This is a genomic window from Streptomyces reniochalinae (genome assembly GCF_003323735.1).
Lineage (GTDB): Bacteria > Actinomycetota > Actinomycetes > Streptomycetales > Streptomycetaceae > Streptomyces > Streptomyces reniochalinae.
On the sequence record NZ_QOIM01000021.1, the window covers coordinates 128662 to 144250 of the forward strand.

Annotated in this window: 14 protein-coding genes; 10 read left to right on the forward strand and 4 right to left on the reverse strand. The window is 72.3% G+C overall.

The annotated features are described in order from the left end of the window. The first annotated feature begins 6 nt into the window (after positions 1-6). From DQ392_RS03375 to DQ392_RS03400, 5 genes are all read left to right on the forward strand, one after another. Complete coding sequence (locus DQ392_RS03375) at positions 7-372, forward strand: hypothetical protein (RefSeq protein ID WP_114013947.1); 366 nt, start codon at positions 7-9, stop codon at positions 370-372. 342 nt (positions 373-714) lie between these two features. Continuing rightward, entirely contained in the window at positions 715-1443 is a 729-nt protein-coding gene (locus tag DQ392_RS03380) for a hypothetical protein (RefSeq protein WP_114013948.1), read from the forward strand. Between the two features lie 1070 nt (positions 1444-2513). After that, entirely contained in the window at positions 2514-3098 is a 585-nt protein-coding gene (locus DQ392_RS03385; protein WP_114013949.1) for a TetR/AcrR family transcriptional regulator, read from the forward strand. A gap of 213 nt (positions 3099-3311) precedes the next feature. Next, complete coding sequence (locus tag DQ392_RS03390; RefSeq protein WP_114013950.1) at positions 3312-4094, forward strand: DUF4232 domain-containing protein; 783 nt, start codon at positions 3312-3314, stop codon at positions 4092-4094. Between the two features lie 328 nt (positions 4095-4422). Beyond that, positions 4423-4896 (forward strand): hypothetical protein, encoded by a 474-nt coding sequence (locus tag DQ392_RS03400; RefSeq protein ID WP_114013998.1) that lies wholly within the window; start codon positions 4423-4425, stop codon positions 4894-4896. A gap of 45 nt (positions 4897-4941) precedes the next feature. Here DQ392_RS03400 and DQ392_RS03405 read toward each other — a convergent pair whose 3' ends face one another. From DQ392_RS03405 to DQ392_RS03415, 3 genes are all read right to left on the reverse strand, one after another. After that, positions 4942-6618 (reverse strand): bifunctional phosphatase PAP2/diacylglycerol kinase family protein, encoded by a 1677-nt coding sequence (locus DQ392_RS03405; protein ID WP_114013952.1) that lies wholly within the window; start codon positions 6616-6618, stop codon positions 4942-4944. A gap of 175 nt (positions 6619-6793) precedes the next feature. Continuing rightward, positions 6794-7636: a phosphatase PAP2 family protein gene (locus tag DQ392_RS03410; protein ID WP_114013953.1), complete on the reverse strand. Its 843-nt coding sequence runs from the start codon at positions 7634-7636 to the stop codon at positions 6794-6796. 116 nt (positions 7637-7752) lie between these two features. Further along, complete coding sequence (locus tag DQ392_RS03415; protein WP_114013954.1) at positions 7753-8319, reverse strand: rhodanese-like domain-containing protein; 567 nt, start codon at positions 8317-8319, stop codon at positions 7753-7755. Between the two features lie 178 nt (positions 8320-8497). Between DQ392_RS03415 and DQ392_RS03420 the strand changes: the two genes are divergently transcribed. Genes DQ392_RS03420 through DQ392_RS03430 form a run of 3 tightly spaced genes read left to right on the forward strand, consistent with a single transcriptional unit; the run spans position 8498 to position 11779 of the window. Next, complete coding sequence (locus DQ392_RS03420; RefSeq protein ID WP_220182588.1) at positions 8498-8872, forward strand: helix-turn-helix transcriptional regulator; 375 nt, start codon at positions 8498-8500, stop codon at positions 8870-8872. Between the two features lie 10 nt (positions 8873-8882). Then, positions 8883-9293 carry a VOC family protein gene (locus tag DQ392_RS03425; RefSeq protein WP_114013955.1) on the forward strand — a complete coding sequence of 137 codons (411 nt, stop codon included), beginning with the start codon at positions 8883-8885 and terminating at the stop codon, positions 9291-9293. Positions 9294-9349: 56 nt separating this feature from the next. Further along, positions 9350-11779, forward strand: coding sequence for an ATP-binding cassette domain-containing protein (locus tag DQ392_RS03430; protein ID WP_114013956.1), 2430 nt, complete (start codon positions 9350-9352; stop codon positions 11777-11779). A gap of 84 nt (positions 11780-11863) precedes the next feature. Here DQ392_RS03430 and DQ392_RS03435 read toward each other — a convergent pair whose 3' ends face one another. Next, on the reverse strand, positions 11864-12628 hold the full coding sequence (locus DQ392_RS03435; protein ID WP_114013957.1) for a S1 family peptidase: 765 nt from the start codon (positions 12626-12628) through the stop codon (positions 11864-11866). A gap of 377 nt (positions 12629-13005) precedes the next feature. On the opposite strand from DQ392_RS03435, the gene DQ392_RS03440 reads away from it, so the two are divergent. Together DQ392_RS03440 and DQ392_RS03445 are read left to right on the forward strand one after the other, a co-directional pair. Further along, complete coding sequence (locus tag DQ392_RS03440) at positions 13006-14163, forward strand: hypothetical protein (protein WP_147266482.1); 1158 nt, start codon at positions 13006-13008, stop codon at positions 14161-14163. A 32-nt stretch (positions 14164-14195) separates the two neighbouring features. Beyond that, a complete protein-coding gene (locus DQ392_RS03445) occupies positions 14196-15416 on the forward strand; it encodes a hypothetical protein (RefSeq protein WP_147266483.1) in 1221 nt (406 codons plus the stop codon). Positions 15417-15589: the final 173 nt, after the last annotated feature.

Here is a 15589-nt window from a genome sequence, read left to right on the forward strand (position 1 = left end):
GTAGGCATGACGGACACCGAGGGCGCCCGCCTGTTCCGGGAGACCTGGATCGCGGGAGTCAACAAGCACTACCCGGGCGAACCCAAAGCCAGCTACGTCACGCCCTGGGAAGACACCCCCGACTGGGAACGCGAAGCCGCCGGAGCCGTCTACCAGCAGGTGCGCCACTTCCTCGACCTCAGCGACGGCAACGCCAAGCGCCTCCCCCGCGAACAGAAGGGCCGCTTCGTCGCCACCTGCTGGACCGCCCAGATGTACAAGCACTTCGGCGACCCCAAGCCCGCCTACGTCGCCGACTGGCCCGACCTCCCGGACTGGCAGAAGGAAACCGACTCCGACATCTTTGAAGCGATCGAAGTCTCCACCATGTGAACGACGCGGGATCGATCGACACGATCCAATGGAGCAGTGGGCTATCGACTGCTTCGTAAACGATCTTCGGCGGGATCCGTAGCGTTGGCCGCCAGCTGCTTCTTCGCCCATCCAGCGAGCTTGAGGTGCGGCAGATCCTGGCACATCCGTCCCATGTGCCCCTGCCCGCACCCCACTGCGCCAATGCCCTGGCACCAACTCAAGTATTCCAACCTCCGCAGCAACGCTTTGAGTGCATCACGACTGTTGGTACCCGAAGAGGAGACGCATCGTCTCGGTGTGGAGTACGTGGCGTGGAGCGAAAGTTGACACCGTGTCGGCTGTTGCGGCACTCTCTTCGTCATGAGGATCACGGACTGCGATCGGGCGCATCTCGTCGTCAACGAAGCGCAAGCCCATGAAGCCCTACAGGCCATCGGCCCTGGTCAGCTCGTTGTGCAAGCCCGGCGCCTCATGGAGAAGGCCGAAGAACTCCTAGAGCAAGCAGTTATCGCCGAGCGCCAGCGCGACACCTCTTGGGAGCAGGTCGGCGAGGCTCTGGGGGGTCTGTCCAAGTCGGCCGCCCATAAGCGGTACGGGGCAGCCGTGAACGATTGGGCCTCGCATTACGACGGGACCTCCACCGAAGACGAAGTCTCGGGTCAGGAGGTCTTCGGCCGTAACTCATCGTTTGTCGTCGCCTATCGACTGGTCGAGCGGACGTGGGAGGAGGCCGAGGAGATCGTTGACGATCAAGAACTTCTCGCTGACCTGCGGGAAGCCACAACTGCTGCTTCAGGTGCCGGATCCCCCTGGTCCGGCAGTCACGTCTCGGCGCCAGATCGAGACGACGAGGAACAGCTCATCGTGACCGGGACCGGCACAGGGAAGAGCTTTGCCCTCGCATCCCTGGTGACTAAATACCATCATTTCGGTCAGAGGGGTATAGCCGCCGCCCCCCACTTGTTCGGTGGCCCATCCGATGACCAGCGCCATCCGGACCAGGCGTTGCTGGAGGCACGCCTCGCCATCGTGGAACATCAAGTCGCAGCCCTGCTGGCCGATCGCGACGTGCAGGACACGAGCCAGTAGGCAGCGGAAGCTCCGCCGCCCTCGGAAGCACCTTCCACAGCAACATCCGAGGGCGACGGCCAACCACCCATTCACCTTCAGAAAGGTGCAGGCAGTTATGACCAGTATGCAGCCGACTCCCGAGTGGAGCGAAGGTCCCCGGCGACCCCGAGGGCTGCTCGTCGCTCTCGCCACTGGTTACGCGAGCGGCTACGCAGCCGCGCTCGGAGTCACGGGGAGCACCATCGAATCGATGACGTCGATGGGTGTGGCATCTGTTCAGGGGGTGGTGGCTGCTGCCTGCTGGGCCTTCTGGCAGAAGCGCTGATCGAAGCGACGTCGGGCGGAGTCGACCGGAGTGAAGGTGGTGCTTTCTGCTCAATGTGCAGGTCAGAAGGGGGTTTCGACTCGCCTTGCGGCAATTCGGAACCTCCACTCAGAGCACCCTGATGCGTGAGCGATGCGTGAGCGGACGTGCCGCGAGCCGTCCGGACCACATGTCAGCGGTCACCTTCCGCACCACTCCTGACCTGGCACGGAAGGATCTCGCGGACGTGCCCGGCACCGGTCGGCATGCCCTGACCAGGACTTTTAATCCATTGGTTGTGGGTTCGAGTCCCACACGGCCTACCGCGAGCGGGGCGGGCTTCGCCCGCTGACCTGCGAGGAAGCGCCCGGACCGAGAGATCGGTCCGGGCGCTTCGCCGTTTTTGGGGCGCGCAGCGTGAGCGACGCGTGCGTGGATGTGCGCTCACGGGGGCGGATTCCGCGTGTTCTTGGGAAAGTGGCGTGTTGGTGGCGTTGGCCGCCACGGGCATGGCGGGCGAGGACGGACTGCACGGCGGCCACGAAGCCCTCCGCCTTTCGGCATCGGAGCGCTGGAGCCGGTCGCGCCTCTCGGTCTCGGAGCGCTGGAGCCGTCGGACGAAGAAGTGCGCCCGAGGGCGAGGGGGTCTTCGTTGATGGACATGGCATTCCCTTCACGGCACACAGGACGGAGAACGGAGAGCGCTAAAGCGGTGATCTCTGCTTTAGTGCGACTGTAGGCGCGCCGTCGGTTAAAGCGCAACTCTTTGCTTTAGGGTGGAGGGGTGAACGCTGACGCATCGACGAAGCGGCCCGGCGGCCGCAGTGCCCGCGTCCGCGCCGCCGTACACGGCGCCGCGGTCGCGCTGGTCGGCGAGCGCGGCGCCGACCAGGTGACCCTGCCCGCCGTTGCCGAGCGCGCGGGCGTCAACTCCAGTACGCTCTACCGGCGCTGGGGCACGCTCGCCGCGCTCCTGGCCGACGTCGCCCGACACCGCGGCGACGCGAGCGCGCCCCCGCTCGTCGGAGACCTGCGCGCCGACCTGGAGAACCAGGCGGTCTGGACACTGGCGGAACTCTCCCGGCCCGGTGGCATCGCCTTCTTCCGCGCTGAGGTCGCGCCCGACGTCGACGAGCGGCACGACGGGCTGCGGGAGTGCCTGCATGGGGTCAGCGAGCGCTTCCGTCCCGTACTCGACACGGCGCGGGAGCGCGGCGACGCACCCCCGCCTCCGTCCCTGGAGCGGGTTTTGGACCGCATCGTCGCGCCGCTCTACTTTCGGGTCGTCTTCTCGATCCCCGGTACGGATGAGGCGTACGTCCGCGCACTCGTCGCGGGGCTCATCGGGGAGGCCCCGCTCGAACGTTGAGCCACGGCGACGTTGAGCTTCGGCTTGAGCCACGGCGACGTTGAGCTTCGGCTTCGGCTTCGGCCTCGGGCCGCCGTCGGGCGGGAGAGAGCGGTCCGTGAGAAATACAGGGGTGGGGAAATGCGGGTTGCGTGAACCTTTTCGCCCGACCGGCCATCGAACCTCGTGTACAGCCCGGAACGGGGAGCACGGAGCAGGGAGTTGACGGCGGCCATGGCAGCGAACCAGGACATCGTGACCGGGCAGGACGAGCGGGCGGTCGCCGGTGGGGGCGGGGCGCCGGGGTGGAGGCGGCGTGGTCTCGCCCGTCCGGCCAGGATCGCGACGGCCACGGCCGCGCTCGTTGCGGCCGGCGCCCTGCTGACGGCGTGCGGCGGGCAGGGCGGGGACGCGGGCGCTGCCCACAAGGCCGGTGCGGCGGCTCCGGCCGGTGCCGTCCAGAGCGAGGGCGGCACAGGCAACGGGGGCAGCGGCGGGACCGGGGGGTCCTCAGGGTCCGGGATCAGCGGGGGTTCGGGGTCCGGAGTGGTCTCGACCGAGAGCGGCGAGGGCGGCGCGCACCGGGTGTCGGACTCTGCGGGGCAGTGCACCAGCTCGGACCTGTCCGCGAAGATCGGCCCGAACCATCCGGGGGCGGGGCAGGAGAACTTCGCGCTCGTCCTGACCAACACCTCCGGCAGCAACTGCACGGTGTACGGATTCCCCGGCTTCGCCTTCGTCGACAGCGACGGCGACCAGGTGTCGCTGGACCCCGAGCGCAACGGCGACAGCGGCGAGACGATCAAGCTGACTCCGGGCAGCAGCGCGTGGGCGCCGCTGTCGTTCAGCAATCCGGAGATGACCGGGGTGCCGACGGTCACCCCGGACGCGGCCCTGATCACGCCGCCCGACCAGCGTTCCTCTCTCAAGGTCGACTGGAGCGGCGGCCCCGTGTCGGCCACGGGCAAGGCGTCCGTTCCGAAGATCGGTGCGCTCACCCCGGGGTCCGGCGCCTGAGGCCGACGGAGCAGGGGTTCGGCCCCGGTGCGCACGGGAAGCGACCGTGCGCACCGGGGCCGAAGTGTGTGCGATCTCCCTCGAACCGGGGACGAAGTGGTCAGCCCTTGTGAGGACCGGAACGGCGAAGCGCGTCCCCGGGGGATGGTGCGGGAGGGCCGCGCTCCTGGGCGGCGACACCGAGGACGCCGTCTCCGACCGCTCCTCCCGCACGCTCGGCTCGACGCGGACGGCGCTGATGACGGGGGCCGTGTTCCAGAGCCTCAGGGGGTTTCCGCGTGTGGCGGGGTGAGGTTTCCGGGATGTGGGGCTGGGAACCGCGCCGGGCATGATGCGTCACACTCTGGCCGGGGCCGCGGCGGGTGCCGCCGGTACCACGGCACTCAACACCGTCACCTACCTGGACATGGTGCTGCGCGGCCGGGGCGGCAGCTCGGCGCCCGAGCAGCTGGTGGAAGAGGCCAGCGACCGGGCCCACGTGCCGGTACCGGGGGAGGGGGAGACCCGGCAGAACCGGGAGTCGGGCCTGGGGGCCGTCCTCGGCATGGTCACGGGCGTCGGGGTCGGAGCGCTCTACGGCGCGGCCCGCGCCCTCCCCTGGCGGCCCGCCGTGCCGGTGGCCGGCCTGCTGGCGGGGGTGGCGGCGATGGCGGGCTCCGACGTGCCGATGGCCACGCTGAAGGTGTCCGACCCGCGGACCTGGCAGGCCGCGGACTGGCTCGCCGACCTCGTGCCGCACCTGACGTACGGGATGGTCACAGCGGCGGTCTACGAGATGACGAGCCCTCCCGCACGGGCCTGACGGGCCACACATGAGCGGTTCGCGCGGGAGCGGACGGCGTGCGGGTCAGGACAGTGGTCTGCCGCTCAGCCAGGCCGGCAGGGGCCGGTAGACGGTCAGCGGGGTGGCGGGCTTGTCGACGAGCAGCGCCGCAGGCGAGGGCGCCGTCTCACCGTCGTACGAGCACAGCGTGCCCTCGGGGACACCGGCCAGGTGCAGTCGGCGTCCGCGCGCGGCCGCGTGCACCGGGGAGCGGTGGAGCACGCCCGTGAGCGCGGAGGCCACCAGGCGGGTGCGGGCCCAGCGCCCCGCCTTGACCAGGTGGATGTCGAGCATGCCGTCGGCGAGGTTGAAGCGCCGCGCGCCGCCGGGGCCGCCGCCGACGGTGTGGTACGAGCAGTTGCCGACGAACAGCAGCCACAGCGAGCGCGCACGCCCGTTCACGCGCGCCTCGAACGGGCGGGAGTGCCGCAACACGTGCACCGCGGCGACCAGTCCGGCCGCCCACGGGCCGATCCGCTGCCGCCAGTGGTCGCGGACCTCCACCAGATCGCCGTACGCGCCCAGGCTGAAGGTGTTCACGAAGTAGCCGGGGTCTCCCGCGTCGCCGCCGGGCTCCCCCGCGTTCCCGCGGTGGCCTCCCACGCCGCGCGGCGGGGCGAAGCGGGCCATGTCGACGGCGATGGCGTGCCCCTCGGACACGGCGCTCGCCAGGTCGGCGCAGGTGCCGATGCCCAGGTCGAGGGCCAGGTGGTTGTGGGTGCCGCCGGGCAGCACCGCGAGGGGGACGCCGTGCTGGAGCGCGGCGCGTGCGGCGGCGTTGACGGTGCCGTCACCGCCGTAGACGCCCAGTGCGCCGCCCTCTTCGGCGGCGCGCTGCGCCTCCTTCGACAGCAGTTCGGGCAGCGCGCACGCGTCCGGATCCCAGCGGGTCACCCGCGCGGCGGGCAGCGCCTGTGCGACCTCGTCGACGAAGGCGGCGGAACCCGAACCCGGGTTGGCCACCACCGACAGCCCCCTCCCCTCGGGCAGCGTCGGCGCCTCGACCAGGGCCTGGGCCGGCGGAACCCGCCGCCGCGCGTCCAGGACGGCGCGAACCCCGAAGGCGGCGGCCACGCCCAGCGTGGCGCCCACCAGCACGTCGCTCGGGTAGTGGACGCCGGTGTAGACGCGGGAGAACGCCACCGAGGCCGCCACGGGGGCGACCACCGCGCCCCACCCGCGCGACTCCAGCGCCACCCCGGTCGCGAACGCGGCGGCCGAGGCCGCGTGTCCCGACGGGAAGGAGGTGCTGGTCGGCAGCCGCTTGAGCCGCCGTATCACCGGGACGTCGTCCAGCACGGGGCGGCTGCGCCCGAAGGCGCCCTTGCCGAGGGTGTTGACCACGGCGGAGGTCACCGCCACCGACGCCAGCCCGCGCAGCGCCCCGCGCCGGGCACGGGGCCCGCCGACACCCGACAGCGCGATGGCGGCGGCGGCGCCCGTCCACAGTTTGCTGTGGTCGGCGGTGCGGCTCAGCCGGGGCAGCACGCCCTCCGCGCGCGGCCAGTCGGTGACGGCCACGTGGCGGAAGAGGGAGCGGTCCCAGGTGCTGAGCTTGTCGCGGACGGCGGCCCGTACCCCTTCGGCGCCCGCGGCCACCGGGCCGCCGCCGGAACCCGCGCCCCGCTGCGGTGCGGTACGTGGGCCCAGGACCCGGCCGATCAGGGCTCGGGCGGGCCAAGGCCGCCGGTGCGTCTCCATCGGTGCCCCCTCTTCTCCGTCGTGTGGGCCGTCGCGGGTGTCCGCCCTACGGCGTGGGCATGCCGCCTCGGCGGATCCTGCCTCGGCAGGATCTCTCATGCCCGGTGCCGCGGGGGTCACACCGGCGCCCGGAGCGAACCGCATCACGTGCCGGCGCCCGTGCGCGCGCCGGTCGTCACGGGCGACGGGTAAGGGGGCGCCCGGCGCGCAGCGCGTACACCGTGACGACGACCAGCGGGACGGCCGCCCCCAGTACCAGGCCCGCCACCACGTCGGTGGGCCAGTGCACGCCCAGGTAGAGGCGGCTGAGCCCGGCCAGCAGGCTCAGCGCCCCCGCGCCCGTCCACAGCGCGACCCGCGCCGGGCGAGAGGCGATCCGGGCCGTGAGGACGTACGCCAGGATCAGCAGGACGGCCGTGGCGATCACCGTGTGCCGCGACGGGTAGCAGAAGCCGTCCTCCTGGACGGCCCACAGCTTCGCGGGGGGCCTGCTCCGGTCGGTGACCTCCTTGACGACGGTCGCCGCCGCGACGGCCAGCGCCCCCGTGGCGCCGACCAGCGCCAACGGCACCCACGACCCCCGACGCCAGGACAGCCACAGCGCCACCAGCACGGAGGCGGCGAGCAGCGGCACCTTCGACGCGTGCGTCGCGACCGTGATCGGCCCGTCCAGCGCCGCGAGGCGGTGCCGCACCACCTCGCCGAGCACCGGCCGGTCCACGAAGCCCGTCCCCACGCCCAGCGCCAGGTACGTCACCACGGCGAACAGCGCCAGGCTGGCGAGCAGCCCGGCCACCAGCGATAGCGGGCGCGCCCGCCGGGGGCCTGCGCCTGGCCGCCGCACCTGGCTCCCCGCCGGGACGGGCACCGCCACCGGCGCCAGCTGCCGGAGCAGTCCGCGTGGGTCGAGCGCCTCGGAGGCGTCGTCGGCCGCGTCGTCGGACGCGTTATCGGGTGCGTTGCCGGTCGCGCCGTCTGCTGTGGAGTGTGGAGGTCCCGGAGTCAGCCGGCCGCTCATCAGTGGGCTCCTTCTCCAGCGTGGGGCGACACCTCGGAACCTCAGTAGAGCGGCGCCCGGCCCTCCGTGCGACCGGGACGCCGCCGGGCGGGTGGCACGGGTGGCGGGGCGAGGTGTCAGCCGGCCAGGGCGGCGAGGGTGGCGCGCAGGTCGCCGGTGTGCGGCCGGTTGTGGGGGAGGCGGGCCAGGATGCGGGCCATGCCGCAGGTGTCGGTCAGGGCGGAGAAGACCAGCCCGCCGGCGACGCCCGCCGATATCCACCGCGCCCGGGGCAGGCGACGCGCGGCGAGCAGGCCCGTCAGCACGAGGGACCCGGCGGCGAGGCGGACCTGCCGTTCCATAGCCCACGTGGCGCGGGCGTCGGCGGGCCGGTGGAGGTCGTGTCCCTGCCGGCTCCAGGCTGCCGTACCCCCGGTGAGGCCGGCGGCGTCGACGCCGTGCCCGGCCAGGCGCCGGGCGGCCTGCGCCGAACGGCTCCCCGAGGCGCAGACCACGAGCAGGTCGCGGCGGGCGGCGGCTGCCGCGAGCGCGTCGAGGGCGGCGTCCAGGTCGTCGAGGGGGACGTTGTGGGCGCCGGGCAGGTGCCCGGCCGCGTACTCGCCCGGTGTGCGGACGTCGATCACGGTCAGCTCGTCCAGGCGGGCGTGGGCCTGCTCAGGGGTGAGGGCGCTGGTGGCGGTCACGCGGATCTTTCCTTTCCCTCTCGGGGCGTATTCCGAGGCGCTGCGCACCGCGGCGCGCCGTGGCACGATCACGTACGTGAGCAGCAGACCCACCCCGGCGGCGCCACGGCCGCGGGCTGCGCCCCCGGCGGCGCAGCGCCTCGGCGACCTCGCGCGGTTGCGCCGCGTCCGCGACCGGATGGACCGGGAGTACGCGCAGCCCCTGGACGTCGAGGCGCTCGCGCGCGACGCGAACATGTCCGCAGGTCACCTCAGCCGCCAGTTCAAGGCCGCCTACGGGGAGTCCCCGTACGCCTACCTGATGACGCGGCGCATCGAGCGCGCCATGGCCCTGCTGCGCCGGGGCGGCCTCAGCGTCACGGAGGTCTGCTTCACGGTCGGCTGCTCGTCGCTGGGCACCTTCAGCACCCGCTTCACCGAACTGGTCGGCGTACCGCCCAGCGTCTACCGGCAGCAGGCGGCGCAAGCGGTGGCCGGGATGCCGTCATGCGTGGCGAAACAGGTGACCAGACCGGTCAGGAATCGAGAAGCGCCGCCGACGGGCCCCGCCTAGCGTTGCGGCCATGGACATCACCATTCACACGACCGTTCTCCCGCACGACGACCCGGAAGCGTCCGTGGCCTTCTACCGCGACGTCCTCGGCTTCGAGGTCCGCACCGACGTCGGCGACGGAAAGATGCGCTGGATCACCGTCGGCCCCGTCGGCCAGCCCGGTACCTCCATCCTCCTGGCCCCGCCGGCCGCCGACCCCGGCATCACCGAGGACGAGCGCCGCACCATCGTCGAGATGATGGCCAAGGGCACCTACGGCTGGATCCTGCTGGCCACCCCCGACCTCGACGGCACGTTCGAGAAGGTGCAGGCGGGCGACGTGGAGGTCGTCCAGGAGCCGACCGAGCAGCCGTACGGCATCCGGGACTGCGCCTTCCGCGACCCCGCGGGCAACATGGTCCGCATCCAGGAGACCCGCTGAGGCCGCCCCCGTCCCCGTACCGCCGCTTCCCGGCCGGGCCCACCGATGGAGACACCATGAGCGAGACCCGTGGAACGACAACAGGCACGAGGACGAGTGCGGGTGGCTCCGCGCAGCACCCGGCCGCCGCCGACAGCCACGAGATGATCCGGGTGCACGGCGCGCGTGAGAACAACCTCCGGGACGTCACCATCGAGATCCCGAAACGCCGGCTGACGGTGTTCACCGGCGTCTCAGGGTCCGGCAAGAGCTCACTGGTGTTCCACACGATCGCCGCCGAGTCGCAGCGGCTGATCAACGAGACCTACAGCTCCTTCGTCCAGGGCTTCATGCCGACGTCGGCCCGGCCCGAGGTCGACGTCCTCGACGGGCTGACGACCGCGATCGTCGTCGACCAGCAGCGCATGGGCGCCGACCCCCGCTCCACCGTCGGCACCGCCACCGACGCCAACGCGATGCTCCGCATCCTCTTCAGCCGGCTCGGACAGCCGCACATCGGATCGCCCAACGCGTTCGCCTTCAACGTCCCCTCGGTCCGGGCGAGCGGCGCGATCACCGTCGAGCGCGGCGCCAAGAAGACGGTGAAGCAGACCTTCTCGCGCACCGGCGGCATGTGCACCCGCTGCGAAGGCCGCGGGACCGTCTCCGACATCGACCTCACCCAGCTCTTCGACGACTCCAAGTCGATCTCCGAGGGCGCGTTCACCATCCCGGGATGGAAGTCGGACAGCTGGTGGACGGTGCGCACGTACGCCGAGTCGGGCTTCCTCGACCCCGACAAGCCGATCCGCGAGTTCACCGACAAGGAGATGCACGACTTCCTCCACCGGGAGCCGGTCAAGGTGAAGGTCGAGGGGGTCAACCTCACCTACGAGGGGCTCCTCCCCCGGGTCCGCAAGTCGTTCCTGTCCAAGGACCGGGAAGCGATGCAGCCGCACATCCGGGAGTTCGTGGACCGCGCGGTCACCTTCACCGACTGCCCCGCGTGCGAGGGCACCCGGCTCAGCGAGGCGGCCAGGTCGTCGCGCATCGACGGAATAAACATCGCCGACGCCTGCGCGATGCAGATCAGCGACCTGGCGGCCTGGGTGCGCGACCGCGCCGAGCCCTCCGTCGCGCCGCTGCTCACCACGCTGCGCCGGACGCTCGACTCGTTCGTCGAGATCGGGCTCGGCTACCTCTCGCTCGACCGCCCCGCGGGGACGCTGTCGGGCGGTGAGGCCCAGCGCGTCAAGATGATCCGCCACCTCGGCTCCTCGCTCACCGACGTCACCTACGTCTTCGACGAACCCACCATCGGGCTGCACCCCCACGACATCCAGCGGATGAACAACCTGCTGCTGCGGCTGCGCGACAAGGGCAACACGGTGCTGGTCGTCGAGCACAAGCCGGAGACCATCGCGATCGCCGACCACGTCGTCGACCTCGGCCCCGGCGCCGGAGCGGCGGGCGGAACCGTCTGCTTCGAGGGAACCGTCGAGGGGCTTCGAGCCGGTGACACCCTCACAGGCCGCCACCTCGACGACCGTGCCACCCTCAAGGAGAAGGTACGGACGCCCACCGGGCGGCTGCCGGTCCGCGGCGCGGCGACGCACAACCTGCGCGACGTCGACGTCGACATCCCGCTCGGCGTGCTCGTCGTCGTCACCGGCGTCGCGGGCTCCGGAAAGAGCTCGCTGCTGCACGGCTCGCTGGTCAAGACGGACCAGGCCGCCGACGCCGGTGTCGTCGCGATCGACCAGGGCGCCATCCGCGGCTCCCGGCGCAGCAACCCCGCCACCTACACGGGGCTGCTCGACCCGGTCCGCAAGGCGTTCGCCAAGGCCAACGGCGTGAAGCCGGGGCTGTTCAGCTCCAACTCCGAGGGCGCCTGCCCCCACTGCAACGGCACCGGCGTCCTCTACACCGACCTGGCGATGATGGCCGGCGTCGCCACCACCTGCGAGGAGTGCGAGGGCAGACGCTTCCACGCCTCCGTGCTGGAACACCGCCTCGGCGGCCGCGACATCAGCGAAGTGCTCGCGATGCCGGTGACCGAGGCCGCCGAGTTCTTTTCGACCGGTGAGGCGCGCACCCCTGCCGCGCACCGCATCCTCGACCGGCTCGCCGACGTCGGCCTCGGCTACCTCGGCCTCGGCCAGCCGCTCACCACCCTGTCAGGCGGCGAGCGGCAGCGGCTCAAGCTGGCCACCCACATGGCGGAGAAGGGCGGCGTCTACCTTCTCGACGAGCCGACCACCGGCCTCCACCTCGCCGACGTCGAGCAGCTGCTCGGCCTCCTCGACCGGCTCGTCGACTCCGGCAAGTCGGTCATCGTCACCGAGCACCACCAGGCGGTCATGGCCCACGCCGACTGGATCATCGACCTCGGCCCCGGCGCGGGACACGACGGCGGCCGGATCGTCTTCGAAGGCACCCCCGCCGACCTCGTCGCCGACCGCTCCACCCTCACCGGCGCGCACCTCGCCGACTACATCGGCGGCTGACCGCCCGCCGTCGCGTGGCCCGGGCCGCCGGACGCGGCAGCCGAGACGCCCGGGGGGCTGGCGGGCGGGCGGCGCCCTCGTCGTTCACTCCGCGGTGGCCTGCTCGATCCAGTCGCGGTGGGCGGTCAGGTCGGTGTAGATGCCGGGTCCCGTCGCGCACTTCGGGTCGGCGTCGCCGTCCCGGCTGGTCGCCCCGAGCAGTTCCCAGTGCCCGGGGCGGCCCTTGACCAGCGGCCCGCCGGAGTCGAGCATGCACGCCTGCGCGTTCTCGGTGGGGCTGTCCGTGCACAGCTCGTTGCCCCGGTGGTAGTTCTCGCTGCACCGGCTGTCGGCGACGACCTTGGTCTCCAGCTCCTGCAACCGGATCGGCGGGTCCGGGCACTCGCTGCCGTCCTCGCAGGTCATGCCCCAGCCGAGGATCCGCCCCTCGGTCCCCGCCGGCGCGGATTCGGCGGCCAGCTTGACGGGCTTCGCGTCCACCGGGTGGTCCAGCTTCATGACGGCCACGTCGTTGCGGAACGGCTCGTAGGAGAAGTCCGGGTGCGCGACGACCTTGGTGACCTTGGCCTGGGCGCCCTTGGTACGGTCCTGGTCGCCGACCCGCACGGACAGCTGCTCGGGCTTGACGTTCACCGAGCAGTGCCCCGCGGTGACGATCCAGTCGCGCTTGATCAGCGAGGCTCCGCAGTAGTGGTGGCCGTCCTTCTGCACGCTCACCATGAACGGGTAGTCCGAGGTGGAGTCGTGTCCCCCGATGATCGCCGACGCCGACGGCGCGACAGTCAGGCTGAGCCCGAGCGCCCCCGCCACCGCCGCCGCACACAGTGCCGCCTTGCCGCGCCTGTTCATCTCTCCTCCTGTGCGTGGTCGTTGCTCGTGCCCGGCCGGGCACGACACCGTCGATCATGTCCCGGCCGGCACACCCGGCACATCGCTCTCTCCTCTCAGCCGGACCTGGCCCGCAAGTCGTACGGCGCGCGGGCCGAATCATGCTGCGGGACCACCGCGAGGTGGCCACGGGGGAGGAAACCGCCGACGTCCAGCGGGGCTTCACACCGCCCACTTGCCCGAACACGCGTTCAAGGTAGGTAGTCTCCTCGGACCGTCGCCGTCACCTGTGGCCGCCGTCGCCGCCCCTTCCTCACAGGGACGGTGCGGGCCTCAAGGGACGAGGGCGGGGACGAAGAACGCCGGACGGGGACGGGACGACGGGGAAGGGGAGCGGCGTGGCGCGGAGCGCGCGGACACCTCGGCGCCGAGTGCTGCTGGTCCTGGTACTGGCGCTCGCCGTACTGGGCGGCGGCGCGACGCTGGCTACGTGGGCGACGCGGTCCGGACCGTTCGCCGACGAGAGCTACTGCTGGGGCGCCTGGACCGAGGGCAGCGGCCCGCGGGTGCTCGGTGACGACTTCGCGCGGGCCGCCGAGGAGTCCGGCTCACCGGAGCGTGGCGAGCAGGCCACCTGCGTCGTGGCGTTCGGCGTGCCGGGGACCGAGGAGATGAAGTCCCCCGACACCAGCGCGCACGGCCGCACGCCACGCGCGGGGGAGGGGGCCGGTGGGCACCGACTGGTGGCCCGTGTCGGGCCGCCGCCCCGCTCGACGGACCGGGCGCGCCAGGCGTGGCTGGCCGAGGCGCTGCACTCAAGCGCCGCGCCGCTGCCCGACGGGCTCCCCGGAGTCGTGGGCCCAGGCCGCGGCACGCTCGTGCTGCCCGAGGAGTGCGACAGCGGGGACGTGCCCACGGTGGTCACCGTGCGGTCGGAGGGGGACGTGTCGTACCTCGACTCGGAACGGGAGGCCGCCGAACTGCTCCTCTCCCTGGCCGAGACGGCCCGGCGCGAGGCGGGCTGCGCCACCGGGAAGCCCGAGCGGATCACGGCCCCCGTACGGACGGCACCGGGCGAGGAGACCTACCCCGAAGAGCGGCCGGCCTGCCGCGTCCCCGGAATGCGGTTCGCACCGCGGCGCGGCGGACTCGGCGGATACGCGAGCACCGCCGGCGACCGCCTCCACTCCTGCTCCCTCGAACTGACCGGCAAGGACGGGGAAGTCGACGCACGCGGGCAGTTCGTGGCGACGTCACTGCCCAGACTGGTGACGCTCTTCGCGGGGGCCGCGGGCGAGGACTCGTCGCGGTCTCCCGACGCGGGCTCGTCGCGCTCTCCGGGCGCCGGGTGGCGGGGCAAGGGCCGGATCGAGGGCCGGGACGGGCTGGTCGGGCTGGTCACCGCCGAGTGCCGGGGCCGCCCCACCGTCTTCTTCCTGCACCTCGACGACCCGCTGGCCCGGGCCGCCGCCCCGGGCGCACGAGAGGTGTTCGCGCGATCCGCCAACTCCGTAACCGAACGCCTCGGTTGCCCGGCCGTGGGGCCGCGCGAGTGACCGGGGAGGACGACCCCAAGGAAAAGAGCGACATGAACGACAACCCGGAAGACCCCGGGACCCCCGCACCGCCTTCCGCACCCGGCGCCCCCGGGCGCCTGCGCCGGATGGCCCGCAGCCGGGGCGGCATCGCCGTCGTCGGCGCGCTCGTCGGAGCGTTGCTCGGCACCGGCGTCATGAGCTGGCGCGCCGGAGACCTGCCCTTCGCGGCACGGGACATGTGCTGGGGATCGCTCTCGCCCGACGTCGCCGAGGCGCTGTTCACCGACACGGACGTCCGCAGCGACGAGTTGCCGCTGCGCCGCGCGACGGAGGACAGCATGCACACGGAGTGCAGCATGCAGGGCTTCGGCGACGACGAACTGGAGTCGGAGGTCACCGCTTCGGTGCGGACACTGGGCGAGCTGAGGGGCGCGCAGGCGTGGGACTGGACGCGGCAGTACCTCTCCTCCCGCATGACACCGCTGGGCGACGGGATCACCGGCATGGCGTCCTCCCAGCGTGCCTGGGTGGCGCTCCCCACCAGCTGCCACGAACGGTCGTACGAGCCGGGCGAGAAGCCGCCGTTGCGGGTGGTCACGCTCGCCTCGGGCGCGTCCGACCCCGACTCCGTGAACGAGGTCGACGCGCGGCGGGGCCTCGACGCGATGTCCCGCGCGGTCGTACGACTGGCCAACGGGGTCATGGACGAGTACGGCTGCGAGGGCCGGTACCCGGACCCGCCGAAGCTGCCAGGACCCCCGGAGGGCAAGAGCGTCAAGGCACTCGACAACGACCGGCTGTGCGGCCTGCGGGGCGTGGAGCTGCCCGGCTGGGCGCGCGGGGAGGACGTGTCCGCGGCGCGCACCACACCGGGCACCGAAGCGGACGGGCCCGTCACCGGCGGCGTCCGCTCGTGCGACGTGGGGCGGCCCTTCGCCCTGGACAGGATCCGGCTGACGACCGTCGCCGACCCGAAGCTGGCGGGCGTCGTCTCCCGGGTGCTCGGCGAGCGGGCCGACCGTCTCGGCGGCGACGGCAAGGGCGCCCACGCCGGCGGCCTGACCATCTACACGGCGGACTGCCAGCGAGGCCGCGCCGCGTTCGTGGCGTGGGAGAAGAACCCCGCGGACGATGCGGACGACGCGGACGACACAGCGGGGGGCCGCCGGTCACTGGGCCTCACCGTGCTCCCCTCCTACGTCAAGACCGAGGCGAAGCGCGCGGGCTGCGGCGAGGTGAACGTGAAGGTGCCAAGCCTCCCCACGACGTGAGACACCCCCAACGACGTAGGGCCCCACCGCCTCAGCGGTGGGGCCCTACGTTCAGCCCGGTGAAGGCTGGGCGGAGGATACGAGATTCGAACTCGTGAGGGGTTGCCCCCAACACGCTTTCCAACTGTTCGTGCGGGGGGTTCGGGGGCGGGCGGGTTCGGTCGTCGCCGCCG